The organism is Pseudomonas baetica, assembly GCF_002813455.1.
In the GTDB taxonomy this organism is placed as follows: domain Bacteria; phylum Pseudomonadota; class Gammaproteobacteria; order Pseudomonadales; family Pseudomonadaceae; genus Aquipseudomonas; species Aquipseudomonas baetica.
Map to the genome: position 1 here is coordinate 4,924,482 of NZ_PHHE01000001.1, position 25,257 is coordinate 4,949,738.

The 25,257-nt window shown below is 58.8% G+C and carries 21 protein-coding genes; 8 read left to right on the forward strand and 13 right to left on the reverse strand.

Annotated elements, in window-relative coordinates; all coding sequences use genetic code 11:
- Positions 1-20 precede the first annotated feature (20 nt).
- Positions 21-1,256: a DUF2599 domain-containing protein gene (locus ATI02_RS22925; protein WP_100847460.1), complete on the forward strand. Its 1,236-nt coding sequence runs from the start codon at positions 21-23 to the stop codon at positions 1,254-1,256.
- Between the two features lie 178 nt (positions 1,257-1,434).
- Here ATI02_RS22925 and ATI02_RS22930 read toward each other — a convergent pair whose 3' ends face one another.
- The 5 genes from ATI02_RS22930 to ATI02_RS22950 form a co-directional block, all read right to left on the reverse strand.
- The gene (locus ATI02_RS22930) at positions 1,435-2,136 is read right to left on the reverse strand and encodes an ABC transporter ATP-binding protein (RefSeq protein WP_095188961.1); all 702 of its coding nucleotides are present in this window, start codon (positions 2,134-2,136) and stop codon (positions 1,435-1,437) included.
- On the reverse strand, positions 2,137-2,904 hold the full coding sequence (gene livG / locus ATI02_RS22935; protein WP_095188962.1) for a high-affinity branched-chain amino acid ABC transporter ATP-binding protein LivG: 768 nt from the start codon (positions 2,902-2,904) through the stop codon (positions 2,137-2,139).
- Complete coding sequence (locus ATI02_RS22940) at positions 2,901-4,157, reverse strand: high-affinity branched-chain amino acid ABC transporter permease LivM (protein WP_095188963.1); 1,257 nt, start codon at positions 4,155-4,157, stop codon at positions 2,901-2,903. The genes livG and ATI02_RS22940 overlap by 4 nt, the downstream gene beginning before the upstream one ends.
- Positions 4,154-5,077 carry a high-affinity branched-chain amino acid ABC transporter permease LivH gene (gene livH, locus ATI02_RS22945; protein ID WP_007918526.1) on the reverse strand — a complete coding sequence of 308 codons (924 nt, stop codon included), beginning with the start codon at positions 5,075-5,077 and terminating at the stop codon, positions 4,154-4,156. Before livH ends, ATI02_RS22940 begins: the two co-directional genes overlap by 4 nt.
- A gap of 230 nt (positions 5,078-5,307) precedes the next feature.
- A complete protein-coding gene (locus tag ATI02_RS22950) occupies positions 5,308-6,435 on the reverse strand; it encodes a branched-chain amino acid ABC transporter substrate-binding protein (protein WP_016986598.1) in 1,128 nt (375 codons plus the stop codon).
- 353 nt (positions 6,436-6,788) lie between these two features.
- Here ATI02_RS22950 and ATI02_RS22955 point away from each other — a divergent pair, with 353 nt between their 5' ends.
- The gene (locus ATI02_RS22955) at positions 6,789-7,094 is read left to right on the forward strand and encodes a DUF2288 domain-containing protein (RefSeq protein WP_100847461.1); all 306 of its coding nucleotides are present in this window, start codon (positions 6,789-6,791) and stop codon (positions 7,092-7,094) included.
- Between the two features lie 293 nt (positions 7,095-7,387).
- On the opposite strand, the gene ATI02_RS22960 is transcribed toward ATI02_RS22955, so the two are convergent.
- Positions 7,388-9,589: a hypothetical protein gene (locus ATI02_RS22960; RefSeq protein ID WP_095188965.1), complete on the reverse strand. Its 2,202-nt coding sequence runs from the start codon at positions 9,587-9,589 to the stop codon at positions 7,388-7,390.
- Positions 9,590-9,783: 194 nt separating this feature from the next.
- Between ATI02_RS22960 and ATI02_RS22965 the strand changes: the two genes are divergently transcribed.
- On the forward strand, positions 9,784-10,680 hold the full coding sequence (locus tag ATI02_RS22965; protein WP_192886537.1) for an NAD(P)-dependent oxidoreductase: 897 nt from the start codon (positions 9,784-9,786) through the stop codon (positions 10,678-10,680).
- Here the strand turns inward: ATI02_RS22965 and ATI02_RS22970 are convergent.
- Together ATI02_RS22970 and ATI02_RS22975 are read right to left on the reverse strand one after the other, a co-directional pair.
- Positions 10,571-12,853 (reverse strand): putative bifunctional diguanylate cyclase/phosphodiesterase, encoded by a 2,283-nt coding sequence (locus tag ATI02_RS22970; protein ID WP_100847462.1) that lies wholly within the window; start codon positions 12,851-12,853, stop codon positions 10,571-10,573. The two genes, ATI02_RS22965 and ATI02_RS22970, sit on opposite strands and share 110 nt — an antisense overlap.
- A 148-nt stretch (positions 12,854-13,001) precedes the next feature.
- Positions 13,002-13,370: a YkgJ family cysteine cluster protein gene (locus tag ATI02_RS22975; RefSeq protein WP_095188967.1), complete on the reverse strand. Its 369-nt coding sequence runs from the start codon at positions 13,368-13,370 to the stop codon at positions 13,002-13,004.
- A gap of 301 nt (positions 13,371-13,671) precedes the next feature.
- On the opposite strand from ATI02_RS22975, the gene ATI02_RS22980 reads away from it, so the two are divergent.
- Positions 13,672-15,021, forward strand: coding sequence for a spinster family MFS transporter (locus ATI02_RS22980; RefSeq protein ID WP_095188968.1), 1,350 nt, complete (start codon positions 13,672-13,674; stop codon positions 15,019-15,021).
- Between the two features lie 163 nt (positions 15,022-15,184).
- Here the strand turns inward: ATI02_RS22980 and rapA are convergent, their stop codons facing one another.
- Positions 15,185-18,031 carry an RNA polymerase-associated protein RapA gene (rapA, locus tag ATI02_RS22985; protein WP_100847463.1) on the reverse strand — a complete coding sequence of 949 codons (2,847 nt, stop codon included), beginning with the start codon at positions 18,029-18,031 and terminating at the stop codon, positions 15,185-15,187.
- 230 nt (positions 18,032-18,261) lie between these two features.
- On the opposite strand from rapA, the gene ATI02_RS22990 reads away from it, so the two are divergent.
- From ATI02_RS22990 to ccoM, 3 genes are all read left to right on the forward strand, one after another.
- Positions 18,262-18,603 (forward strand): aspartate-semialdehyde dehydrogenase, encoded by a 342-nt coding sequence (locus ATI02_RS22990; protein WP_095188970.1) that lies wholly within the window; start codon positions 18,262-18,264, stop codon positions 18,601-18,603.
- A gap of 93 nt (positions 18,604-18,696) precedes the next feature.
- A complete protein-coding gene (locus ATI02_RS32315; RefSeq protein ID WP_095188971.1) occupies positions 18,697-18,858 on the forward strand; it encodes a hypothetical protein in 162 nt (53 codons plus the stop codon).
- 150 nt (positions 18,859-19,008) lie between these two features.
- Positions 19,009-19,125, forward strand: coding sequence for a cytochrome c oxidase subunit CcoM (ccoM, locus tag ATI02_RS33090; protein WP_007959205.1), 117 nt, complete (start codon positions 19,009-19,011; stop codon positions 19,123-19,125).
- 66 nt (positions 19,126-19,191) lie between these two features.
- Here ccoM and ATI02_RS22995 read toward each other — a convergent pair whose 3' ends face one another.
- A complete protein-coding gene (locus ATI02_RS22995; protein ID WP_238156162.1) occupies positions 19,192-20,343 on the reverse strand; it encodes an ISL3 family transposase in 1,152 nt (383 codons plus the stop codon).
- Here ATI02_RS22995 and ATI02_RS32770 point away from each other — a divergent pair.
- Entirely contained in the window at positions 20,266-20,487 is a 222-nt protein-coding gene (locus ATI02_RS32770; RefSeq protein WP_238156214.1) for a hypothetical protein, read from the forward strand. The two genes, ATI02_RS22995 and ATI02_RS32770, sit on opposite strands and share 78 nt — an antisense overlap.
- A gap of 149 nt (positions 20,488-20,636) precedes the next feature.
- Here the strand turns inward: ATI02_RS32770 and ATI02_RS23000 are convergent, their stop codons facing one another.
- The 3 genes from ATI02_RS23000 to ATI02_RS23010 all read right to left on the reverse strand — a co-directional run bounded on the left by ATI02_RS23000 (position 20,637) and on the right by ATI02_RS23010 (position 25,240).
- On the reverse strand, positions 20,637-21,884 hold the full coding sequence (locus ATI02_RS23000; protein ID WP_095191982.1) for an IS256 family transposase: 1,248 nt from the start codon (positions 21,882-21,884) through the stop codon (positions 20,637-20,639).
- 347 nt (positions 21,885-22,231) lie between these two features.
- Complete coding sequence (locus ATI02_RS23005) at positions 22,232-23,320, reverse strand: hypothetical protein (protein ID WP_208637873.1); 1,089 nt, start codon at positions 23,318-23,320, stop codon at positions 22,232-22,234.
- Between the two features lie 444 nt (positions 23,321-23,764).
- Positions 23,765-25,240 carry an inorganic phosphate transporter gene (locus ATI02_RS23010; protein WP_095191484.1) on the reverse strand — a complete coding sequence of 492 codons (1,476 nt, stop codon included), beginning with the start codon at positions 25,238-25,240 and terminating at the stop codon, positions 23,765-23,767.
- Positions 25,241-25,257: the final 17 nt, after the last annotated feature.

The window sequence follows — 25,257 nt, forward strand, 5'->3', positions numbered from 1 at the left end:
CTGATAAGGAGATACAAGCCATGAAAAAACGATTGAACAGGATCGCACCATTTCTCATGTTTCCCCTGCTGGTGCAGGCGACATGGGCCAATGCCGAGTCATGCGATGAGACGTTGAAGAAGGTTGAGTCGTTGTACAACAAGACCGTCGACAGCTGCGGTCAGGACCCTGCGTCAGACTGTTCCGGACTGTTGGTGAGGGGGACTCACCGCGCCGATCCGGCCAAGGGGCAGAAATGGGATGTGTGGAATCCCAGCCCGAAAGCCGTGGAGTTGGGGACGTTTGCCGCCTCGTATATGCGCGCCGATGGCATCAGCTATGAAGACCCCGGCATGAGCACGCAGAACGGCTACCTCATCACGCCAAGAGATCTGATACGCGACCCCGAGACTCCAGTGCATGTCTATTGCGCGTTTCCCAACGATGCCTGGACTGACTTTCGCAATGACCGAGGCTGTGGCGACAACAAAAACACCGCCCCGACCGAGGCCGTTTGCCAGGCCATGGCACCGCCCATCCTTAGCCCGAATGCCTGGGTGGCGCACTTCAGCAAATTCAACAACAACCGTCAGCAAGACCAGTTGCAATGCGGTTTCAACATGCGCAATCCGATGAGCAGCAAGGAACGGGTCGATGCCTTTCGCAACTTCCTGGGGGCGCGCAAAGTTATCAATAGTCGTGAGTTTCAAACCCAGACTGAACTGCGTCTGGGCAACCCGAAAACCGATGAACTACCGATTCTGGCGTTTTTTTACAGCGATCAGCGCGGCTTGAACGATGCCTTGGCCAATCAGCGCGACTACAAAGCCAAGACCGGCAAGGATCGCAACATCGTCAAGATCGATTTCCCGCGAACCCCTACCGCCAAGGCCACGTTCTCGTGTGTGCAAAGCGCACCGGCGCCGACGCAGTTCTGTGAGAGGTACATCGAGTCGAGCACCTGGGTACAACGCCCCGATCCGAAACTGGGGCCGAACACCTGGTCGCTTTCAGTAGTGCCAACCGCTTGCGGGCGCGCTATCAAGGATGACCAGACCGACCGGATGTTTGCCGAGCTGTACAACAAGCACAAGGACGATCAGCAATGGCGGCAGTACAGCGTCAATGGCGGGTCACTGCGTCGGCAGATGGTCTGCCATCTGGCGGCGACCTACGAGGGCAAGCCTGTGCGCAACAAGCCAGAGTGGAACCTTGAGCCGGCCCGGCCTTACGTCGATCAGGCGACGGCGCTAGCGCAGCACTGCAACCCGTACTGACCCTCCACTGTAGGAGCGAGCCTGCTCGCGATGGTGTTGTGTCATTCTGCATCAGTGGTGCCTGACTCGACGCGATCGCGAGCAGGCTCACTCCTACAAGGGATTTTCGGTGGGTTCGAGGTTTTTGGTGCGCATAAAAAAACGGCCCGAAGGCCGTTTTTTTGTTGGGTGAAAAGACTCAACCGCCCAGATACGCCTCGCGCACTTTCGGGTCGGTCAGCAGCGCTTCACCGGTGCCCTGCATCACGACGCGGCCGTTCTCCAGAACGTACGCGCGATCGGCGATTTTCAGCGCCTGGTTGGCGTTTTGCTCGACCAGGAACACCGTCACACCGTCCTTGCGCAGCTGTTCGATGATGTCGAAGATCTGCTGGATGATGATCGGTGCCAGGCCCAGTGATGGCTCGTCGAGCAGCAGCAGTTTCGGCTTGCTCATCAGCGCACGGCCGATGGCGAGCATTTGCTGCTCGCCGCCGGACATGGTGCCGCCGCGTTGGGCGAAGCGCTCTTTCAGGCGTGGGAAAAGTCCGAGAACCTTGTCCATTTGTTCCTGATAGTCGCCCTTGTCGGTGAAGAAACCGCCCATAGACAGGTTTTCTTCGACGGTCAGACGGGCAAACACCCGACGACCTTCCGGCACCACGGCGATGCTTTTACGCATGATCTGCGACGAGTCCTGGCCGACCAGTTCCTCACCCATGTAGCGGATGCTGCCGCTGTGCGCTTGCGGCGAACCGCACAGCGTCATCAGCAGCGTGGACTTGCCGGCACCGTTGGCGCCGATCAGGGTCACGATCTCGCCCTGACGGACTTCGACGTTGACGCTGTGCAGGGCCTGGATCTTGCCGTAGAAGGTGGAAACGTTTTCGAACTGCAGCATTTACGCTTCCCCCAGGTAGGCTTTGATCACTTCAGGATTGTCGCGAATCTGTTCCGGCGTGCCGTCAGCCAGAGGCGTGCCCTGGTTGATCACGACGATGTGGTCGGAAATGCTCATGACCAGCTTCATGTCGTGTTCGATCAGCAGCACGGTGACGTTGTGCTCTTCACGCAGCACGCCGATCAGCGCCTTGAGGTCTTCGGTTTCCTTCGGGTTGAGCCCTGCGGCCGGTTCGTCGAGCATGAGGATCCGCGGGCGGGTCATCATGCAGCGGGCGATTTCCAGACGACGCTGCTGACCGTAGGCCAGGGTGCCGGCGGGACGGTTGGCGAACTCCTTGAGGTTGACCTTTTCCAGCCAGTACTCGGCAAATTCCATCGCCTCGCGCTCGCTTTTGCGGAACGCCGGGGTCTTGAACAGGCCGGACAGGAAGTTGGTGTTCAGGTGACGGTGCTGGGCGATCAACAGGTTCTCTACCGCTGTCATGTCCTTGAACAACCGCACGTTCTGGAAAGTGCGCACCACGCCTTTGAGGGCGATCTTGTGCCCAGGCAAACCCTGGATCGGTTCACCGTCGAGCAGAATGCTGCCGCCCGATGGCTGATAGAAACCGGTCAGGCAGTTGAACACGGTGGTCTTGCCCGCGCCATTGGGCCCGATCAGTGCGACCACTTGTTTCTCTTTGACGGTCAGGGCCACGCCATTGACCGCCAGCAAGCCGCCGAAGCGCATGCTCAGGTTTTCGACTTTAAGTATCTCGCGGCTCATTTTCGCAACTCCATGTGTGGGCGTTGCATCGGCAGCAGACCTTGTGGACGCCAGATCATCATCAACACCATCAGGGCACCGAACATCAACATGCGGTACTCACTGAACTCACGCATCATTTCCGGCAACAGGATCATCACCACGGCCGCGAGAATCACGCCCAGTTGCGAACCCATGCCACCCAGCACGACGATGGCGAGGATGATCGCCGACTCGATGAAGGTGAACGATTCCGGCGTCACCAGGCCCTGACGGGCGGCGAAGAAGCTGCCGGCGAAACCGGCGAACGCAGCACCGAGGGTGAACGCGGACAGTTTGATGATCGTCGGGTTGAGACCGAGTGCGCGGCAGGCGATTTCGTCTTCACGCAGCGCTTCCCACGCACGGCCGATCGGCATGCGCAGCAGGCGGTTGATGACGAACAATGCCGCCAGCGCCAGCAACAGGGCAACGAGGTAGAGGAAGATCACCTTGTTGATCGAGTTGTATTGCAGGCCGAAGTACTCGTGGAAGGTTTGCATGCCTTCTGCGGCCTTACGTTCAAAGGTCAGGCCGAAGAACGTCGGTTTCTCGATGTTGCTGATGCCGTTCGGGCCCCCAGTAATATCGGTCAGGTTACGCAGGAACAGACGGATGATCTCGCCGAAGCCGAGGGTCACGATCGCCAGATAGTCACCGCGCAGACGCAACACCGGGAAGCCCAGCAGGAAGCCGAACGTCGCCGCCATCAGGCCGGCGATCGGCAGGCAGATCCAGAAGCTCAGGCCGTAGTAGTGCGACAGCAACGCGTAGCTGTAGGCGCCGACGGCATAGAAACCGACGTAACCCAGGTCGAGCAGACCGGCCAGACCGACGACGATGTTCAGGCCAAGGCCGAGCATCACGTAGATCAGGATCAGCGTAGCAATGTCCACCGCGCCACGGGAGCCGAAGAACGGCCACACCAGCGCCAGCAGAATCAGCGCAATGATGAAATAGCGCTGGGTGGTTGGCAGGGTCAGGAAGTTGCTGGCCTTGGCCGGGATCAGCGGCATGCCCGGCGAAGCACGCCAGGCCTTGCTGATCTGCTGGTTGAACAGCACGCGCAAAAACATCAGTACCGAACAGATGGCGATAGTCGCCAGCACGGCCGGGCTGGTGTTGTGCACTTCCAGGTTGATGCCGACGATGGTCAGTTTCAGTCCGAGCACAGGATACGCAACTGCCCAAACCAAGAGCGCACTGAACAGCGCCTGTTTAAGATTCCTAGTCATACTTTCTCAACCTCCGGACGGCCCAGAATCCCGGTCGGACGGAACAACAGCACCAGAACCAACAAGCCGAATGCCACGACGTCCTTGTACTGGTCGCCAAAGATATCGGCGCCAAAGGCTTCCGCTACCCCAAGCACCAGCCCGCCGAGCATGGCGCCGGGGATGCTGCCGATGCCGCCCAGTACCGCAGCGGTAAAGGCCTTGAGGCCGACGAGGAAACCTGCGTTCGGGTTGATCACCCCGTATTGCATGCTCAGCAGCACAGCAGCAACCGCCGCCAGCGCAGCACCAATGACGAAGGTCAGGGCGATGATGTTGTTGGTGTTGATACCCAGCAGGTTGGCCATCTTGATGTCTTCGGCACAGGCGCGGCAAGCGCGACCCAGGCGAGAGCGGGAGATGAACAGCGTCAGGCCGAGCATGGCGATCAGGGTCACCACGAACACCACGATTTGCATGTAGGAAATCAGCACTTCTTGTGCACCACCTGGGCCGAAGGCAATGTTGCCCGGAATCAGGTTGGGGATTGCTTTGTCCTTGGAGTCTTGCGCCAGCAGAACCGTGTTCTGCAGGAAGATCGACATACCGATGGCGGAAATCAGCGGGATCAGACGGTTGCTGCCGCGCAACGGGCGGTAGGCAATGCGTTCGATGCTGTAACCGTAGGAGCTGGTGACGACGATGCTGGCGATGAACGCCGCCGTCATCAACAGCGGGACACTGTCGAGTCCCATCATGGTCAGCCCGGCGATGGCGATGAACGCCACATAAGAGCCGATCATGTAGACCTCGCCGTGAGCGAAGTTGATCATTCCAATGATGCCGTAAACCATCGTGTAGCCGATGGCGATCAGGGCATACATGCTGCCAACGTTGAGGCCGTTAACCAGCTGTTGGAAGAAGTGATAGATGTCAGGCATTACAGCGCTCCTAAAAACCTGATACGCATTTCACTGGTGGAGTCATTTTCCCGCCCGGCCCCGTGGATCTGTATCCACTTCGAATCCGGGGTTTGCCAGCGAACCGCTGATGACGGTTTTGAGATTTTCAGGTGGGGAGACTGGCGGATCACGCCAGCGCGGCCCTTACATTCGTAAAACAAAGCCCACGGCACGCCGTGGGCTTTATTGGCAGTCAGTTCGGCCGTGCCTTACTGAGGCGACACTTCAGTTTTCGGTTTGCCGTTGTGCCACTCGTAGACCACGAATTTGAAGTCTTTGAGGTCACCTTTGGCGTCGAAGCTCAGGTCGCCAGTCGGGGTCTTGAAGGTCCCGGCGTGAATGGCTTCAGCCACTTTGGTCGCGTCTTCGGACTTGGCTGCCTTGATGCCTTCGGCAATCACTTCAACCGCCGAGTAGGACGGGAACACGAACGGGCCGCTCGGGTCTTCTTTCTTCGCTTTGAAGGCATCGGCCAGGGCGATGTTGGCAGGGTCCTGGTCGAAGGATTTCGGCAGGGTTACCAGCAGGCCTTCGGCAGCGTCTTTGGCGATCTGGGTGATCGAGTCGTTGCCCACGCCTTCTGGACCCATGAACTTGGCTTTCAGGCCTTTTTCCTGAGCTTGACGCAGGATCAGACCCAGCTCTGGGTGGTAGCCGCCGTAGTAAACGAAGTCGACGTTGGCTTGCTTGAGCTTGGCAATGATCGCCGAGAAGTCTTTGTCGCCAGCGTTGACGCCTTCGAATACGGCAACTTTGGTGCCTTTCTTCTCAAGGGTCGATTTGACGGCGGTGGCGATGCCTTCACCGTACTGCTGCTTGTCGTGCAGGACGCCGACGATTTTCGGTTTGACGTGATCGGCGATGTAGTTACCGGCGGCAGGGCCCTGGGCGCTGTCCAGACCGATAGTACGGAAGATCATTTTGTAACCACGGGCGGTGATGTCCGGGCTGGTGGCAGCTGGAGTGATCATGATCACGCCTTCGTCTTCGTAGATGTCCGAAGCCGGTTGAGTGGAGCTGGAGCACAGGTGACCGACCACGAATTTGACGCCGTCGTTGACGACCTTGTTCGCGACCGCTACGGCTTGTTTCGGATCGCAGGCATCGTCGTATTCAACGGCTTCGAGCTTCTTGCCGTCGACGCCGCCCTTGGCGTTGATCTGTTCGATGGCCATTTTTGCGCCACTGAACTGCATGTCGCCGTATTGGGCTACTGGACCGGTTTTAGGACCGGCGATACCGATCTTGATGGTGTCAGCTGCGAACGAATGGCTGGCAACCCCGGCCAGAACCATAGCGGCAAACAGTTTGGAAATCTGCTTAGTAGCCTTAGTCATAGTGCTCCACTCTTACTGTTGTAATTTTTTTTGAGTTCTGGCGCCGTAGCAGCAGAACCGGGTCAGATATCTTTGCGATACCCTCCGGAAATGCCCCCGGCAACTGTACCGGTACAGTGTAGAGCGCCGGTTGTTTGCCTGGGAAGCGGGCGCCGAGGGGCAAAACTTGGGGGTGTCGCATTTTTGAATGAAAAAGACAGAATTGCGGCGGGGCGTTCGTGGGCATATATCCCAATCAGCAGCATTCCCTGGCGTTCCTGCTCTTTTCGTTCGGTAAAGCCATTTGCAACCGGGTTTTTCTGGCGGACCACCAACGTTATTATTCGCGTCGATTTCTTTTCCGGACAGTTCCCATGAATCAAGAACCTAGCACCCTCTATGCCAAGCTGCTTGGTGAAACCGCATCTATTACCTGGAAAGAGCTGGAGCCGTTCTTCGCCAAGGGTGCCCTATTGTGGGTCGACCCAAGCCTGGATTTGATCGCCGCCGCCGAGGCCGTGGCATCGGATGAGGGCGAGAAAGTCGCTGCCTGGCTGGCTGAAGACAAGGTCGCCAAGCTGTCTGAAACGCGGGCGCTGGATCTTTTCGAACGTGATCCGCAGCTGTGGGCGGTGGTGGTTTCGCCGTGGATTATGATCCAGGAAAGGGCGGCGGCCTGAGTGACTGCACCTTGTTGGTGCGTGCGGCGGTCAGTGAAAAGTGTGTAGCGGAGTAGCGTGATGGCACCTTGCCGTGGAGAAAGGCCACAAGCCGGGGTGGCATCACGGTGACGTAAACGTAACGGGAACAGTTTAGTAAGCAGCCTAACGGCTGCTTAATTGTTTCTGGATGTTGGCAATGAAGGTTTGCGGTTTCTGGAGTGGCCTCTTCGCGAGCAGGCTCGCTCCCACATTTGGAATGCATTTCCCTGTGGGAGCGAGCCTGCTCGCGAATGGGGCGACTCGGTTCTGGATTAGACCGAGTAAGACTTGCCGGTATGGTTATTGAGGGAAATAACCTTGGTCTTGCCAATCCGGTGACGGTAAATCTCGCGCAGGTACTTGATCGATTTCTTCACGCAATCACGCGACAGACGAATGTCGTTGATCGAGACAAACTTCTCTTTGTCGTTGATCAGCTCGCGGTACTTCTTCTCGTACATCGGCTTGATCGCGTACCAGTTGGTGTCGAGGATCTTCGCCGGGTTCTCGAACTCATTGAGCAACTCGTCGATGCGGTCTTCGTCGAATTCTTCATTGATGATGAAGTCGAGGATCGAGTTGTCCAGGGTCTCGTCGAAACGGTACGGGTTCTTCGCGAAGCAGCGCTTGATGAACGCCACGATCAAGGTCAGGAAGTCATCCGACAGGCACGGGCTCTTGGCAATCAACGTGGTCAACGACAGGTTGGCTGAAGCACCGATGACCAGCGCGTAACGCTTGAGCGTGGTATTCGGGAACAGGCTGTTGAGGTGGGTCTTCAACCGGTTCAAATCCATGTACGACAGCTTGTAGTCTTTGGGCAGCGAAACGATCGAGACCACCGACGAGCAGTTCTTGAAGAAGTGCAGGTCGTGCAGTGCCGCCGCGTCGTAGCCGGAATTCTTGTACTGCTCAAGCGAAGCGCGATAGCGCTTGGACTCGATCGGCAACAGGCTGATGCCTTCGATGGCCTGGGTAACCTTGTTGAAGTGCGGCAGGTCGATCGAACGGAAGAACAAGTCGTCGATGTTCAGACGCTGCGGTTCTTTATCGAACACCTTGAACTTGTCGCTGCTCGGTGGCGGGGTTTCCGGCACCACCGATTCGGCGTAGGCAATCGCCACCGGGCCGGCCAGGCTCATGAACAGGTCATTGGCGTCCAGGCGAATGGTTTCGCCGATGTCGATGCCGGCACGACGGAAGTAGTTCTGGTCGTAGTCGGTGGTGACCGCCTGCGCCGTCAGAATGTTGAAGATCTGCTGCGAGATGTACTGGTTGGCGTGCTTTTCCATCGCATTGACATCAATGTTCTGGATGTTGCCGTCATCGCTCTCTTCGGCGTAACGCATGATGTCGTTGGAGATCAGCATCATTGCGTTCCACGGGCGGATTCGGCCCATGACGCTGGCTTCGCTGCTGTCTTCGTTGTCGAAGTTGTAGGAGAAATCCCATTCTTCCGAGAGATATTTGCACAGCAGGCGACCGGCGTTGATGTGCAGCGCCTCGGACATTTCGCTGCGGTGATCGGAAATATTCGGCAGCACGCAGATGCCGCTGGTGAAGATCGGTTCGAACACGAACGAATGACCGCTCTTGCCGTCATGTTCGTCCATTGGTTTGGTATCGAACGTCTTGTTCATGTACGAGTGCTGCTGGGCCAGGCCGAATTCCGAGGCCATGCCCGAACCGGTACCGCCGCCGGCACTGAAGATCGAGAAGTACAGGCGCGACTGGTTAGCCTTGATGCCGCAGCTGTCGATCAGGTACGAGTGGATCATTTTCCAGTCCGGGCTGGAAAAGCGCTGGGTGTCCTTGTTGAGGATGATCTTCGCCAGATACTGGCCGAGGATCGGCGCGTTACCGGCGCCACCGGCGTGGACTTCGGACAAGTCCATGATCTTCATTTTGCTGTAGTCGCGCAGGAAGCCGCTTTTTTCGCCTTTGCGCGAGAAACGGATGCGCCCGGCGATGTCCTTGTCGAGGTCGCCGAGCATCACCAGTGGCTCGACCAGAAACACCGGTTTGGTGGATTTGTTCGGACCGATGCGCAGGTTGTTCTTGATCCACTGTGCCGGGCTGTAGCCTTTTTCGGCGTAGCGCTTGTCCGGCGACAGGCGATCTTCGTTGTTGAATTCGTTGAGGTAGAACTTGCGCGCGTTGTACACCAGCTCCGCCACGTCGAGGGCGATGTTGGAGCCGCAACGACCGAGGCCGATCAGGCACACCGACGGGAATTCCTGATCGTTGTGCTGCTCGTTGTCGCCTTCCAGGTGCGGCGGACGCGGGAACACCAGGTCACGCAGGCCGTCGAGGTTATCGAGGATGCGGTCGGTATTGGTTTCGGTGAAATACAGGTATTGCTGGGTACCCAGCGGGCGCGTGGGGGGCAATGGCTTCGACGGTGACGAGCTGTTCGCGGCAGGGCTCAGGGTCAGATCGGATACCGCAGTGGCGGGATTATTTTTAGAAGTCATTGTGCGCCATATACCTGGACTGGTTGGCTCGGTGACTGATGTCAGCGAACCTCACGGAATAAGATCTCGCGTCTTTTTTGCGCGAATTTGGCCCGAGCGCCAGGGACTTGGCCTGACTGTCGCTTGGGGGAATCCTTTCCTGATCGTTGATGGATCGGCCATTATTCGGCGATCTTTAATCAAAAGGAGGCTAAATGATGTCAACGCTACCTTCGTTGGGGTTTGCCGGAATCGGCCTGATGGGCCTGCCGATGTGCCGCCGTCTGCTGGCGGCCGGGTATCCGCTGACGGTGTGGAACCGCAACCCGGCCAAGTGCGCGCCACTGGTCGAAGCCGGTGCCCGGCAGGTGGCGAGCCCCTCTGAGCTGTGCGCGCACGCCGACGTGGTGATGTTGTGTCTGGCCGATACGATGGTCGTGCGCGACGTGGTGTTCGGCCCGACTGGTGTTGCCAAAGGCGCGAAGGCCGGGCAATTGCTGGTGGATTTCTCCAGTCTTGAACCCACCGCAACGCGTGAGATGGCAGCGCAGTTGAAGCGTGAAACCGGCATGGGCTGGCTGGATACACCGGTGTCCGGCGGGGTGGTCGGTGCCGAGGCCGGCAGTCTGGCGATCATGGTGGGGGGCGATGCAGCGGACCTTGCGCGCGTGCGTCCGGTGCTGCTCAATCTCGGTCAGCGCGTCACGCACATGGGCGGCATCGGCGCCGGGCAAGTGACCAAGGCCTGCAACCAGATGATCGTCGCCTGCAACGCATTGGTGATTGCTGAAGTGGTGGCACTGGCCGAGCAGGCCGGGGTCGATGCGAGCCTGATTGCCGAAGCGCTGGCCGGTGGTTTCGCCGATTCAAAACCGTTGCAGATCCTCGCCCCGCAAATGGCCGAAAGCCGTTTCGAGCCGATCAAGTGGCACGTACGCACGTTGCTCAAGGATCTCGACACTGCTGTGAAGTTCTCACGCGAGCAGGGCTCGGCGACGCCGATCAGCGGATTGGCCGCACAACTGATGCGCCTGCATGGGGCGCAAGGCTTTTTGGAGCAAGATCCAGCGACACTGGTGCAAATGTACCGCGCGCCAGGATCAAAGGATTGATCGCCTGTGAATGTTTGCGCTGGTTGATCTCCTCAAGTACCGGGCGCAATTCGTCCAGCGGCACCGGACGGCTGAGCAGGTAACCCTGGATGAAATCGCAGCCGGAACGTTCGAGGAATTCATACTGCTCCAGGCTTTCCACGCCTTCGGTGACCACCTGCAAGTGCAGGGTGTGGGCCATGACGATGATCGCCTGGACGATCTCCATGTCCGCCGTGGCTTTGGGGATGTCGAGGATGAACGAGCGGTCGATCTTCAGCGTGTTCAACGGCAGACGCTTGAGATAGGCCAGCGACGAATAACCGGTGCCGAAGTCGTCGATCGACAGCGACACGCCGAGGGCGCGGATCTGTCGCAACAGCACTAAAGTGTTGGCGATGTTGCCCATCAGCGCGTTCTCGGTCACCTCCAGTTCCAGGCGCTCCGGCGCGACGCCTGCCGTGCGCAGCGCACTTTCGATTTCATCGGCCAATTCTTCCCGGGTGAGGTTCAGTGGCGAGCAGTTCCAGGCGATTTTCAGCTCTTCGCAGCCATGGGTCGACAACTCGCCAAGATCCTTGCAGGCCCGGCGTAGCACCCAATTGTCCAGTTCGGCGATGAGGCCATTGTTTTCGGCGATGCTGATAAAGCGATCCGGGGTCAGCAAACCGTGGATCGGATGCTGCCAGCGGATCAATGCTTCGAGTTTGGTAACCCGGCCGGTTTTCAGTTCGAAGATCGGTTGGTAATACAGCATCAGGCCGTTTTCTTCATGCAGGGCGTGGCGCAGTTCTTCTTCGAGTTGCAGTTCGAGGGTGGCGCGGTTTTTCAGGCTGGAATTGAAAAAGTGCAGGCCATTGCGCCCGGCGCCCTTGGATTGATACAGCGCCAGATCGGCGTGCTTGAGCAGTTCTTCGCAGGTCGTGCCGTCTTCGGGAAACAGGCTGATGCCGATGCTGGTGGTCATCACCATGCGGCGTCCGGCCAGTTCTATCGGCTCTTTCATTTTCAACATGATGCGCTGGGCCATGTTGCGCGCCTCTTCACGGTCGCGCAGGCTGATCAGGATGCAGAACTCATCACCGCCGAACCGCGCGACCACGTCTTCATGGCTGCGCACCGAGCCTTTGATGTGATTGGCAATCACCTTGAGCAGGGCGTCGCCGGCGTCGTGGCCGAGACTGTCGTTGATGCGTTTGAAATGGTCGATGTCGAGAAACATCACCGCGAGCATGCCGCCCTCGCTGGCTTTCTGATTGAGTTTTTCGGCAAAGATCTGATTGAAGCCGCGACGGTTGATCAGGTTGGTCAGGGCGTCGTAGTTGGCCACTTGTTGCAGCGACATGCGTGCCTGATCGAGTTGGCTGAGCAGGGCGTTGACCCGGCGCAGGTCATGTTCCTTGCTTTGCAGTTTCTTGTCGGCCAGCGCCGCGCTGATTGCACTGCCGAGAATCAGCAGGATGATCAGCGCTACCGTGAGGCCCAATTGCAAATGGCTGGTTTCGGCCGGCAGGGCCGGTGCGCGGCCTTCCGGTAACACCAATTGCAGTGCGGCCATGCCGGTGAAATGCATGCTGAAAATGCCGGCGCCGAGAATCAGTGCGGCGCTGTACTTGAGCATCTGATGAGCCAGACCACTGCCCTCGCGCAAGTAACCTGCCACCCACAGCGCGGTGAAACTGGCGCCGATGGCGATCACAATCGACAGCACAAACAAGGACGGTTGGTAGTAGGCGGTGGCGCTCGACTGCATGGCGGCCATGCCGACGTAATGCATGCCGGCGATGCCGAGACCGATGACCAGGGCGGTTTTCAGGTAAAGCACCCGACTTGGCTGCGCCTTACTCAGCGTGTGCATCGCCAGCCACGAGGCGAGCAGGGCGATCAGCAGGGAGAACAGGGTGATCGGCAGGTCGTACTGAATGTCGATCGGGGCCTGGAAGGCAAGCATGCCGATGAAATGCATAGCCCAGATACCGCCGGCCAGGCAGGTCGCACCGATCCAGCACCATAGGCGTTGCGCGCCAAGGTCTTCGGCGTGAGCGACTCGCTCGGCCATATCGAGGGTGGCGAAACTCGCGGCGCAGGCGACCAGATAGGCCACCAGCACCAGCAAAGGGTTGTGTGTGCAATCAAGAATGACCTGCCCGCTCTCCGGGAGCTCGGTAACAAACTGCAAACCAAGCCACTCCATTGCATGCCCCATCTCTGAAGTCGTCTTAAGCGCGCGGTTAACGCAGGCGAATGACAGCAGTATAGAGGCCGTTTTTGCGGTGCAAGCGGTAGTGGCACATTGGTGCTAATGATTTCGGCATTAGCGTCATAACGATTGGTGCTAAGGGTCAGGCGCTCTTATCGAAAGGGATTTCAGCCCAGTCCGATTGCAGGGGCGGCAAACCAAAGCGGGCGCGGGCCTTATCGCAATCGACATTCTGTTCGCCGTTTTCCCAGGATGCTTCGAATTCCCGGCAGGGACTGGAACGCTTTTCATAAATAGAGCAATGCACTGTGCTGCCGACTTCGCCGACCAATGCCGTACAACGCGGCGATTTGCAGTCGGTGCCGTTCATTGCCACCCGACTGGGGCTGATTTGTGTAACCAGTTCATCGGGCACCGTACCCCCGGAAGATGAGCACTCACCCCAAAAGAAAGACACGCGAAAATGGGAACAGCAGGCACCGCAATTCAGACACGGACTGACTTCGGACATGGGCGAGGGTATCAAAGGGATTGATCGGGAGATCCGGACGGACCCGGCCGCCATTCTAGGCTTCGCCACGAACTTGGGAAGGGGGGCGAGAAACTATTTTTTTGTGGCAGGATTTTGCCGCAAAAGCCCACGTTTCGGGGGGATTGCAGACTTATCAAGGGCTTACGTTTCGTTACAGTGCCATGGCCCGATATCAGGCGGACGAATGATCACAGACAGTCCCTGTCTGGCTGACTAGATTGCAGGTTCCGGGCTCGAATGCGTTGGCAGTGAAGCCCTATAACAATAAAGAGACGGACCCATGCAGAACTCGACCCAAGCGGCGAATGCCTGGCGCATTCTGTTCCTGCTGTTCCTTGCCAACCTGTTCAATTTCTTCGACCGCACCATCCCGGCGATCATCATCGAACCGATCCGCATGGAATGGCATCTCAGCGACTTTCAGTTGGGCATCGTCGGCACCGCGTTCACCATCGTTTATGCCATCGCCGGTCTGCCGCTGGGGCGCATGGCCGACACCGGCTCGCGCAGCAAACTGATGGGCTGGGGCCTGGCGACGTGGAGTGCGTTGACGGCGGTCAACGGACTGGTGGGCAGTTTCTGGAGTTTCCTGATCGTGCGCATGGGCATCGGCATCGGTGAAGCCAGTTATGCGCCGGCGGCCAACTCGCTGATCGGTGATCTGTTTCCGGCGCACCGTCGGGCGCGGGCCATGGGTATTTTCATGCTCGGTCTGCCGCTGGGATTGCTGCTGGCGTTTTTCACCATCGGCTGGATGGTCAAGGCGTTCGACAGTTGGCGCGCACCGTTCTTCATTGCCGCCGTACCGGGGCTGCTGCTGGCGGTATTCATGTTTTTCATCAAGGAACCCAAGCGCGGTGCGGCGGAAACCGTGCAGGTCTCGCAGGAAAAAGTCGACAAGCCGATCCGCCGGATCCTCGCCGTACCGACCTTTCTGTGGCTGGTAATGGCCGGGTTGTGCTTCAACTTCGCGACCTATGCCTGCAACTCGTTTCTGGTGCCGATGCTGCAGCGCTATTTCTTGATGCCGTTGCAGGAAGCGGCGGTGGCCACCGGGGTGATTGTCGGGGTGACCGGGCTGGTCGGCCTGACGTTGGGTGGCTGGATCGCCGACAAGATCCACCAGCGTGTGGCCAATGGGCGACTGCTGTTTGCCGCATTCAGCTTGATTGTCTCGACCCTGTGCACGGCGTGGGCGCTGCATGCCGGGCGCATTGAGATCGGTGTGTTTGTCGCGGTGTTCAGCCTCGGCTGGCTGTTTGCCTATAACTTCTATACCTGTGTTTATACGGCGATTCAGGACGTGGTCGAACCACGCCTGCGGGCGACGGCGATGGCGTTGTTCTTTGCCGGGTTGTATCTGCTGGGCGGTGGTTTGGGGCCGGTGGTGGTCGGTGGCCTGTCGGATCACTTTGCCAAATCGGCGATGATTTCAGCGGGGGCGGAGCAGATGACCGAGGCGTTCAAGGCGGTCGGGCTGCATGACGCGATGTACCTGATTCCGGTGGCGCTGTTCCTGACCATGGTGTTTCTGTTTATGGCTTCGCGGTGTTTTGTGCGGGATGCGCAGCGGATGAAGGAGGGCTTGGTGGCGGTGGTTGAGCCAGACGTTGCAGTAGCGACTGCATAACCGCCTTCGCGAGTAGGCTCGCTCCCACATAGGAACGCATTCCAAACTGTGGGAGCGAGCCTGCTCGCGAAAGGGCCATCAGCATCAGCTAATAAATAACAGGCAAACAAAAAGGCCCGCATCACTGCGGGCCTTCTGGTTTTCAGCGGTGGAGCAGGGCGGTTTAGCCCGCCACCAACACCCGAATCGCTTCCAGGCGCAGCGCGGCCTTGTCCAGCATTGCCAGACCTTGCTCACGCTGTTCACGCAAGGCAACCAGTTCGCTGTCACGCACGGTCGGGTTGACCGCTTGCAGTGCGGTCAGGCGCGCCAGTTCTTCATCGGTGTCGGCCGCCAGACGGCGACGGGCCTCGGCCACGCGCTCGGCGTGACGCGGGGCGATCTTGTCTTCACCGGCGTTGATCCGTGGCGTCAGCTGATCGCGCTGGGCCTGGATGAACTTGTTGGCGCTGGCACGCGGCACGCTTTCCAGTTGATCGTTCAAGGTTTCGAACGAGACGCGGGCCGACAGGTCGTTGCCGTTGGCGTCGAGCAGGCAGCGCAACGCGGCCGGCGGCAGGTAACGGCCCAGTTGCAGCGAACGTGGAGCAACCACCTCGCTGACGTAGAGCAGTTCCAGCAACACGGTGCCCGGTTTCAGCGCCTTGTTCTTGATCAGCGCGACGGCGGTGTTGCCCATCGAACCGGATAGCACCAGATCCATGCCGCCCTGCACCATCGGGTGTTCCCAGGTGATGAACTGCATGTCTTCGCGCGACAGCGCCTGGTTGCGGTCGTAGGTGATGGTCACGCCTTCGTCGTCGCCCAGCGGGAAGCTGGCGTCGAGCATTTTTTCGCTCGGCTTGAGGATCAGGGCGTTTTCCGAATGGTCTTCGCTGTCGATGCCGAACGCGTCGAACAGGGTTTCCATGTAGATCGGCAGGGCGAACTGATCGTCTTGCTCAAGGATGTCCTCGACCAACTGATCGCCTTCGCCCGAACCGCCGGAGTTGAGTTCCAGCAGACGGTCGCGACCGGTGTGCAGCTCTTCTTCCAGTCGCTCGCGCTCGGTGCGCGCTTCATCGATCAGCGCTTGCCACTCGCTGTCGTCGGCTTCTTCGAGCAGCGGCAGCAGGCGCGGGCCGAACTGATGCTGCAAGGCGTTGCCGGTCGGGCAGGTGTTGAGGAACGCGTTCAGCGCTTCGTGGTACCACTGGAACAGGCGCTCCTGCGGGCTGGTTTCCAGGTACGGCACGTGCAGTTCGATAATGTGCTTCTGGCCGATCCGGTCGAGACGCCCGATGCGCTGCTCAAGCAGGTCCGGGTGCGACGGCAGATCGAACAGCACCAGGTGATGCGCGAACTGGAAGTTGCGACCTTCACTGCCGATTTCCGAGCAGATCAGCACTTGCGCGCCGAATTCTTCGTCGGCGAAGTAAGCGGCGGCGCGGTCACGCTCAAGGATGTTCATGCCTTCATGGAACACCGTGGCCGGGATGCCGGAACGCACGCGCAGGGCGTCTTCCAGGTCCATCGCGGTTTCGGCGTGGGCGCAGATCACCAGCACTTTGGTGCGCTTGAGCATTTTCAGCTGATCGATCAGCCATTCAACGCGCGGGTCGAATTTCCACCAGCGCTCTTCTTCGCTGGCGTCCGGCTGGGCCTGGAAGCTGACTTCCGGGTACAGCTCGGCGTGATCGCCCAGTGGCAGTTCCAGATATTCGTCCGGGCACGGCAGCGGGTACGGGTGCAGTTTGCGCTCCGGGAAACCCTGCACGGCGGCGCGGGTGTTACGGAACAGCACGCGGCCGGTGCCGTGGCGGTCAAGCAGTTCACGCACGAGGCGGGCGCTGGCTTCGGTGTCTCCATCGTTGACCGCAGTCAGCAAGGCTTCGCCTTCGTTGCCGAGGAAACCGTGAATGGTCTTGTGCGCTTGCGGCGACAGGCGCCCTTTGTCCAGCAACTCCTGAACGGCTTCGGCCACCGGGCGATAGTTTTCGCTCTCGGCGCGGAACGCGGCCAGGTCATGGAAGCGGTTTGGATCGAGCAGGCGAAGACGAGCGAAGTGGCTGTCCTGGCCGAGTTGTTCCGGGGTGGCGGTGAGCAGCAGCACGCCGGGAATCACTTCCGCCAATTGCTCGACCAGCGAATACTCGGGGCTGGCTTTTTCTTCGTGCCAGACCAAGTGGTGCGCTTCGTCGACCACCAGCAGATCCCAACCGGCAGCGAACAATGCGTCTTGGGCTTTCTCGTCGTCGACCAGCCATTCCAGCGCAACCAGCGCCAGTTGAGTGTCTTCGAACGGGTTGGCGGCATCGCTTTCGATGAAACGTTCTTCGTCGAACAGCGCGACCTGCATATTGAAGCGGCGGCGCATTTCCACCAGCCACTGGTGCTGGAGGTTTTCCGGCACCAGGATCAGCACACGATTGGCGCGGCCTGACAGCAGTTGGCGATGGATCACCAGGCCGGCTTCGATGGTTTTACCCAGGCCCACTTCGTCCGCCAGCAATACCCGCGGCGCGATACGGTCAGCGACCTCACGGGCAATGTGCAACTGGTGCGCGATCGGTTGCGCACGCACACCACCCAGGCCCCAGAGCGACGATTGCAACTGGCGGCTGGTGTGTTCGAGGGTGTTGTAACGCAGGGAGAACCACGCCAGCGGGTCGATCTGCCCGGCGAACAGACGGTCGCTGGCCAGACGGAACTGAATGAAGTTCGACAGCTGGGTTTCTGGCAGGGTGACGGCTTCGTTCTGCGCGTTGAGGCCGTGATAGACCATCAGGCCGTCGACGTCGTCGACTTGCTGGACGGTCATCTTCCAGCCTTCGAAGTGAGTGATGCTGTCGCCCGGCGAGAATCGCACGCGGGTCAGGGGCGCATTCCGTAGCGCGTACTGGCGGGTCTCGCCAGTGGCCGGGTAAAGCACGGTCAACAAGCGGCCGTCCTGTGCCAGAACGGTGCCTAAACCAAGCTCTGCTTCGCTGTCACTGATCCAGCGTTGCCCCGGTTGATACTGCTGCGCCATGCTGCCTGACTCCCACCTTGAAAAAGCGGGCTATCTTAACGGAATGAGGCTCCGAGGCCAAAGGATTAGGAGCCGCCACCGGCTTTTAACTGCACAGGGAAGATTAGGTCATGCGTCGGTTTAACCAAAGAGCAGGGCACGAGAGGGTGCCAATCCGGTCACAAGTTTGCGACCGACGGCTCAAGCCATCAGCGCCCAAGCCGATAGCCTGCTGACAGGAGACCCTTTATATGTTCCCACCGATGCTCCCCCTGAGCGCTGTGCCGGTCACTTCCCAGCAGGATCCGATCCGCCAGCGGCCGGACATTCCCCCGGTGGTGCCGGTGCAGGAAAGCTCCAACGAAAGCACGATTGATCTGCAAAAGCGCGATCCCGAGGAGGATCGACTGCTCGCGCGCGAAGAACAGCGCCGGCAGCAGGAGCGTGATCGTCGGCGTCGCGAGGCCGATGAAGACCCCGAAGAACACCTGGCCGTGCCGGGCACGGAACTCAATGCCGACAACACCGTGCCGGTGGTGCCGCTGATGGACGATCAGCCGCGTCAGGGCTTGTGGGTTGATATCGAGATCTGATGGCTGGTCAGCGCTGACGCCAGACTGCATTATTGGCGCAGTCCTGCCGATGCTGTGGCAGTTGTGATTTCTTCAAGTGATGCGCCGAACGCCATGAGCCAAGACAACAAACTGATCGACCTCAACACTGAACGCGCCAAGCGTGTGCACGACATTAAAGAGAAGCGTCTGAATGAAGTGCGCAATGCCTTCGAACAGGCGATGCCGTTGGGAAAAGCCAAGAAAAAGTCGAAAAACAAACCGAAAAAGCGTTGATCTCCCCCCCTGAATCCGTTGATGCAGGTCAGTTATTTTCCCGCCTTTACTCCCTGTGTTGACCGGACTTGATCCTGGTCAATTTCTGCGCCTGCGTGATTGGTTAACTTAGTTCCATCGCAGCAAAGCAGGGGCCAGGAGGCCACAGTCATGTTTTTCGATAACGTGGTGTTTGCCGGGGTTCTGACCGTTGGGCTCATGGTTCTGTTTTTTGCAGGGTTTGGATTTTTTATCTGGAAGGATGCGAATAAGCGCAAGAAGCCTTAGTTCTTTCCGGATTGATGAGCACGCAAGGCATTTTGGGCAACTTCGGTTGCCCTTTTTTTTGGTTCTTCACGGATTACCGGGAAAGACGCTCTTGATTTTCATGAAAAAGAATTCGCTATCCCGGTAACCGTACGCCATCCGTTTGATAACCTTTATTCGATTGTTTATGCCTTCCAACTGCCCCGTGTGCATCGGCCAGCGAACCCGGCTGACGATTCCCCGCCAGTAACCCTTTAGCCGTTTGGCGAACAGGATCAGAGCCGGTATCGCGCTTTCATCAGCGTGGCGCAGCCATTGCTTCCAGGCTGATCTCCAGCCCCAGGCGGTACTTGGCGTCCAGAGCGTTTTGAGTTCAGCTTTCATCAAGTAGACCGTCATCAACGCTTGGTTGGCCGCCAGCAAATCCTCCAAGCGGACCTGTTGCTCCGGTGTTTTCAGGTTCTGCGGGTTGCGCAGGAGCAGCCAACGCGCTTGCTTGATGACCTTTCGGGCCGGCTTGTCGTGACGCAGTCGATTGGCTTCGTCGACGCGAACCCGATCAATCACCTCTCGGCCATATTTGGCCACCACATGGAAAAGATCGTAGACCACTCGCGCTTTTGGGCAGTGCTGACGAACCTCCAGATCAAAAGCGGTGTTCATGTCCATTGCCACCGCTTCGATTCGGGCGCACCCCTCTGGCCCCAGCTCTTCGAAAAATGGCCTGACCGCCGCCCGGCTGCGGCCTTCGCCGATCCACAGCACCCGTCGCGTATCCGCGTCCAGAACAACGCTGGCATAACGATGACCTTTGAATAATGCGAACTCGTCCATCACCAAGCGTCGCGGTTGCGCCTTTGGCAAAACGCTCAATGCTGCTTGCAAGGCTCGACGCTCCAGCACCCGAACGGTCTCCCAATGCAGCCCAAACATCTGCGCTACGTGCAACGTGGGAAGGCGTTCACAGGCTTGAATGACCGCCTCTGCCAGACGCCGTGTCATACGGGCATAGCGATCCAGCCAACTGACGGCCTCCATGCGTTTGCCACAGTCGCGGCAACCAACGCGTCGGAGCAAAACGCTCAGGCGTACTGCGCGACCGAGAATGGGTAAATCACGAATGACTCGCTGGCAATACTCATGCGTGGTTGAACAGGGTTTTTGGCACCCACCACAGGAAGGGAATCGGGTGGCGTGGGGTGTCAGATCGATCTGGAGGGCATCACCATCAGGCTTGATCGTGACGACAGAAAAGCCCTCCCAAAAAGGAAGGAAAGTATTAATATCGTGCATAAGAACGCCGGTTTGTTAGATGTGTTTGCTCGCACGAACATCATCAATCAAATCGGCGTTCTTGTTTCTGTGTTTCCCGGGATTCCGTGAAGAACCTTTTTTTTGCCTTTCGGTTTGTGTGTATATCCGTTGCTGCGGTAACGGCTGCTTAGGGTTCCGCCCTGACGGCGGGTCACTTTGAGAGTGTCAGATTTTTTGTGTGCGGGCCGGTAATGGCCTGCCGTCAGGCAGGCCGGGTTTTACCAGGTCGGCCTGATAAATCGATCTCCGTACAGAATCGCAAATTGGTTCATCGCACTCTTCCAGTCATGAGCCGCCGAGCCCCAGTTTGCCGTGATGTTACGCAGCCCAAGCCAGATCAGCTTGGTCGCTGCGTCATCCGTCGGGAAGTGGCCCCGGGTCTTGATGATCTTGCGTAGCTGAGCGTTGATGCTTTCGATAGCGTTGGTCGTATAGATCACTTTTCGAATGGCAGGCGGGAAGACAAAAAATGGAATCACTCGATCCCAGGCTCGTCTCCAGGCCGCCACCACCGTTGGGTATTGCTTACCCCAAGGGCCATTTTCAAAGGCATCCAGTGCTTCCTCAGCCGCTTCTGCGTTGATGGCTTGATAGATCGGTTTTAGCGCCTTGGCCAGCTCACGGCGCTTGTCCCACGCCGCGTAATCGAGGCTGTTGCGGATCAAGTGGACGATGCATGTTTGCAGCGTTGTTGCCGGAAATACTGCGCTTAGCGCCTCTGGCATGCCTTTGAGACCGTCAGTCACGGCGATCAGCACGTCCTCTACGCCGCGGGTCTTGAGGTCGTTGAAGACCTTCATCCAGAACTTCGCACCCTCGGTGTTTTCGATCCAGATACCAAGAATATCGCGCGTTCCATCGGGTAAAACACCCAGCGCCAAGTAAATCGCCTTGTTGCGGACAAGGCCTTCTTCTCGGATCTTGACCCGCAGCGCATCGAAGAAAATGACTGGGTACATCGGCTCAAGCGGTCGCTGTTGCCACGCACCAATTTCCTCCATCACCTCGTGCGTGACTGAGCTGATGAAGTCATGGGAAACGTCCGTCCCGTATTGCTCAGAGAGGAAAGCGCGGATTTCTCGAACGGTCATGCCTCGGGCATACATGGCGATGATCTTGTCATCAAAACCGGTGTAACGCCGCTCATGCTTGGGGATCAGAATGGGGGCAAAACTGCCATCCCGATCACGGGGAATCTCCAGCCGCAGCGGGCCATCCCCCGTCAAAATCGTCTTGCCCGTTTTGCCATTGCGCTGGTTGGTTTCATCCTCTGGGCGCTGCGCGCCCGGCGGATACCCCAGGTGGTGACCGAGCTCGGCACTCAATGCTCGCTCAATCAAGGCCTTCTTGAAGGCCGCAGAAGCGTCTTCAATAGCCTCTGCGGTAATCAGCCCCTCACCGAACTCTTCGAGCAGCTCCTTGGGGATTTTTGGTAGGTCACGCAGGGGTTTCTTTTTGGTTGGCATACATGCACCTCTTACTCATGTTATGCCCGAACACAAAATTTCTGACACCCCCGTCACTTTTGGCAAACGCCCCAAAAGTAACCAAAAGGTCTGTGCCCTGACGTACGGCCCTCGCTTAGGCTCGGGTTCCTTCGCTGCGGGATTGATCCGGGCGCATCGCCTCCGGTTTGCTTCGCTGCACCTCCTCTCGATGTGTTTGGCTTCGCCAAACGGTCGCTGCGCTCCCACCCCCGGATCAACCCCTCCACTCAGCCTGCCGACGGGCTCCGAGATCAAGATCAAGAGCGGTACTCGAGCTTGCGCTCATTGTGTTGAGTGGGGCGGCATGCGCCGCGTACGGGGTGTACTCATTTTCTTGTGGGAGCTGGCTTGCCAGCGATGGCGGCCTGACAGCCGACCAAGCTCTGGCGGGTGTACTCGATCCCTGTGGGAGCGGGCTTGCTCGCGAAGGCGGCCTGACAGCCAACCAGTTTCTGGCGGGTGTACTCAATCCCTGTGGGAGCTGGCTTGCCAGCGATGGCGGCCTGACAGCCGACCAAGCTCTGGCGGGTGAACTCGATCCCTGTGGGAGCTGGCTTGCCAGCGATGGCGGCCTGACAGCCGACCAAGCTCTGGCGGGTGTACTCAATCCCTGTGGGAGCTGGCTTGCCAGCGATGACGGCCTGACAGCCGACCAGTTTCTGGCGGGTGTACTCAATCCCTGTGGGAGCTGGCTTGCCAGCGATGACGGCCTGACAGCCGACCAGTTTCTGGCGGGTGTACTCAATCCCTGTGGGAGCGGGCTTGCTCGCGATGACGGCCTGACAGCCAACCAGTTTCTGGCGGGTGTACTCAATCCCTGTGGGAGCGGGCTTGCTCGCGATGACGGCCTGACAGCCGACCAGTTTCTGGCGGGTGTACTCAATCCCTGTGGGAGCGGGCTTGCTCGCGAAGGCGGCCTGACAGCCGACCAGTTTCTGGCGGGTGTACTCAATCCCTGTGGGAGCGGGCTTGCTCGCGAAGGCGGCCTGACAGCCAACCAGTTTCTGGCGGGTGTACTCAATCCCTGTGGGAGCTGGCTTGCCAGCGATGACGGCCTGACAGCCGACCAGTTTCTGGCGAGTGTATTCAATCCCTGTGGGAGCTGGCTTGCCAGCGATGACGGCCTGACAGCCGACCAGTTTCTGGCGGGTGTACTCAATCCCTGTGGGAGCTGGCTTGCCAGCGATGACGGCCTGACAGCCGACCAGTTTCTGGCGGGTGTACTCAATCCCTGTGGGAGCGGGCTTGCTCGCGATGACGGCCTGACAGCCAACCAGTTTCTGGCGGGTGTACTCAATCCCTGTGGGAGCGGGCTTGCTCGCGATGACGGCCTGACAGCCGACCAGTTTCTGGCGGGTGTACTCAATCCCTGTGGGAGCGGGCTTGCTCGCGAAGGCGGCCTGACAGCCAACCAAGCTCTGACAGATGTAATCAATCCACCGGAGCTGCCGGAGGCTGCGATCCTTTGATCTGCTCTGGCTCTGGCTCTGGCTCTGGTTTTTGACGTTGCTTTTGATCTCCAGCCCCATTGGCAGGCCGAGCGGAGGTGTTCATCAGGGGGTAGGCGCGCAGCGCCGTGCGGCGCAGCCGCATTCATCGAGAGGAGGTGCAGCGAAGCAAACCGTAGGCGATGCCCCCGGATGGACACCGTAGCGAGGGAACACTGAGCCTCAGCGAAGTGCCGTACGCCGGGGCAAAGCCTTTTGGGTTACCTTTTCGGCGTTTGGAAAAGGTGACCCGCCGTCAGGGCGGAACCCTAAGCAGCCGTTACCGCAGAAACGGATATGCCCCCAACCCCAACCCCAAACAAAAAAGGCGCGATCCTCACGAATCACGCCTTTTTCATTTCCAGCTATCTATCAACTACCCAGCGCCTTGGACGCCAGCCAGAACAACCCGGCCGACAGCGCAACAGTCGCCGGCAGGGTCAACACCCAGGCCAACAGAATGGTGCGAACCGTGCCACCCTGCAGGCCGCTTTTGTTGGCGACCATGGTGCCCGCCACGCCCGAAGACAGAACGTGCGTAGTCGACACCGGCAGACTGAAGATGTTGGCCAGACCAATCAAACTGGCCGTCGTGATCTGCGCCGACATCCCCTGAGAATAGGTCATGCCCTGCTTGCCGATCTTCTCGCCAATGGTCAGCACCACGCGTTTCCAGCCGACCATGGTGCCCAGACCCAAGGCCAGCGCGACCGCCAGAATCACCCAGAACGGGGCGTATTCGGTGGTGGTGGTCAGGTCTTTGCGCAGTTTGTCCAGGTCAGCCTTTTCACGGGCTTCGAGGCCAGGCAATTTGCCGACTTTCTTCGCGGTATCGTCCAGGCACAGCAGGTAGCGACGAACTTCTACGCGGCTTTCCGACGACAGCGAATGGTAGTCCGCAACACCTTTAAGGGTGTGGAGCAGGGCGGAGATGGTCGGTTCGGTCTGCTGCGGGTTGCAGCGGAATTTCTCCGGCAGGTCGCCTTCTACGCTCTTGCCCAGGGCGAGGAACTCGCCGAGGGAGTCGGCGTTGCGCTGGTAGAACTGGCTCAGGTGCAGCGTCGCGTCGCGGGTGCGTTCGATCTGGTAGGTCGTGCTGTTCAGGTCGAGTACGAACTGCGCAGGCACGATACCGATCAGCACCAGCATGATCAGGCCGATGCCTTTCTGACCATCGTTGGAGCCGTGCACGAAGCTGACGGCCATGGCCGAAATCACCAGGACCAGGCGATTCCAGAACGGCGGGTGCTTCTTGTCGTCGATCTTGCGGCGCTGTTCCGGTGTCTTGTGCATCTTTGACAGCGGGCGCCACCATTTCAGGCCGATCAGCACCAGTGCGGCGATGAGGAAGCCAGCCATCGGCGAGAACACCAGCGAGGCGCCGATATCGATCGCTTTCTGCCAGTTCACACCGTCGGCCAACGGAATATCGTTGATCAGGGCGTTAGCCAGGCCTACACCGAGGATCGAACCGATCAAGGTGTGGGAGCTGGACGCCGGGATGCCGAAGTACCAGGTGCCAAGATTCCAGGTGATTGCCGCGGCGAGCAATGAGAACACCATCGCCAGGCCATGGCCGGTGTTCACATTGATCAGCAGCTCAACCGGCAGCAAATGGACAATGGCATATGCCACGCCAACGCCACCCAGCAGCACGCCGAGGAAATTGAACACACCGGAAAAGAACACCGCCAGGTGAGGCGGCATGGCTTTGGTGTAGATAACAGTGGCTACCGCGTTAGCGGTGTCATGAAATCCATTGATGAACTCGAAGGCGAGGACAAACGTCAGGGCGAGCAAGAGGCTCACAAGCACCCAAGCATCCAGTCCGCTGAATAAATCGATCATGAAGGTTTTCTGACCCG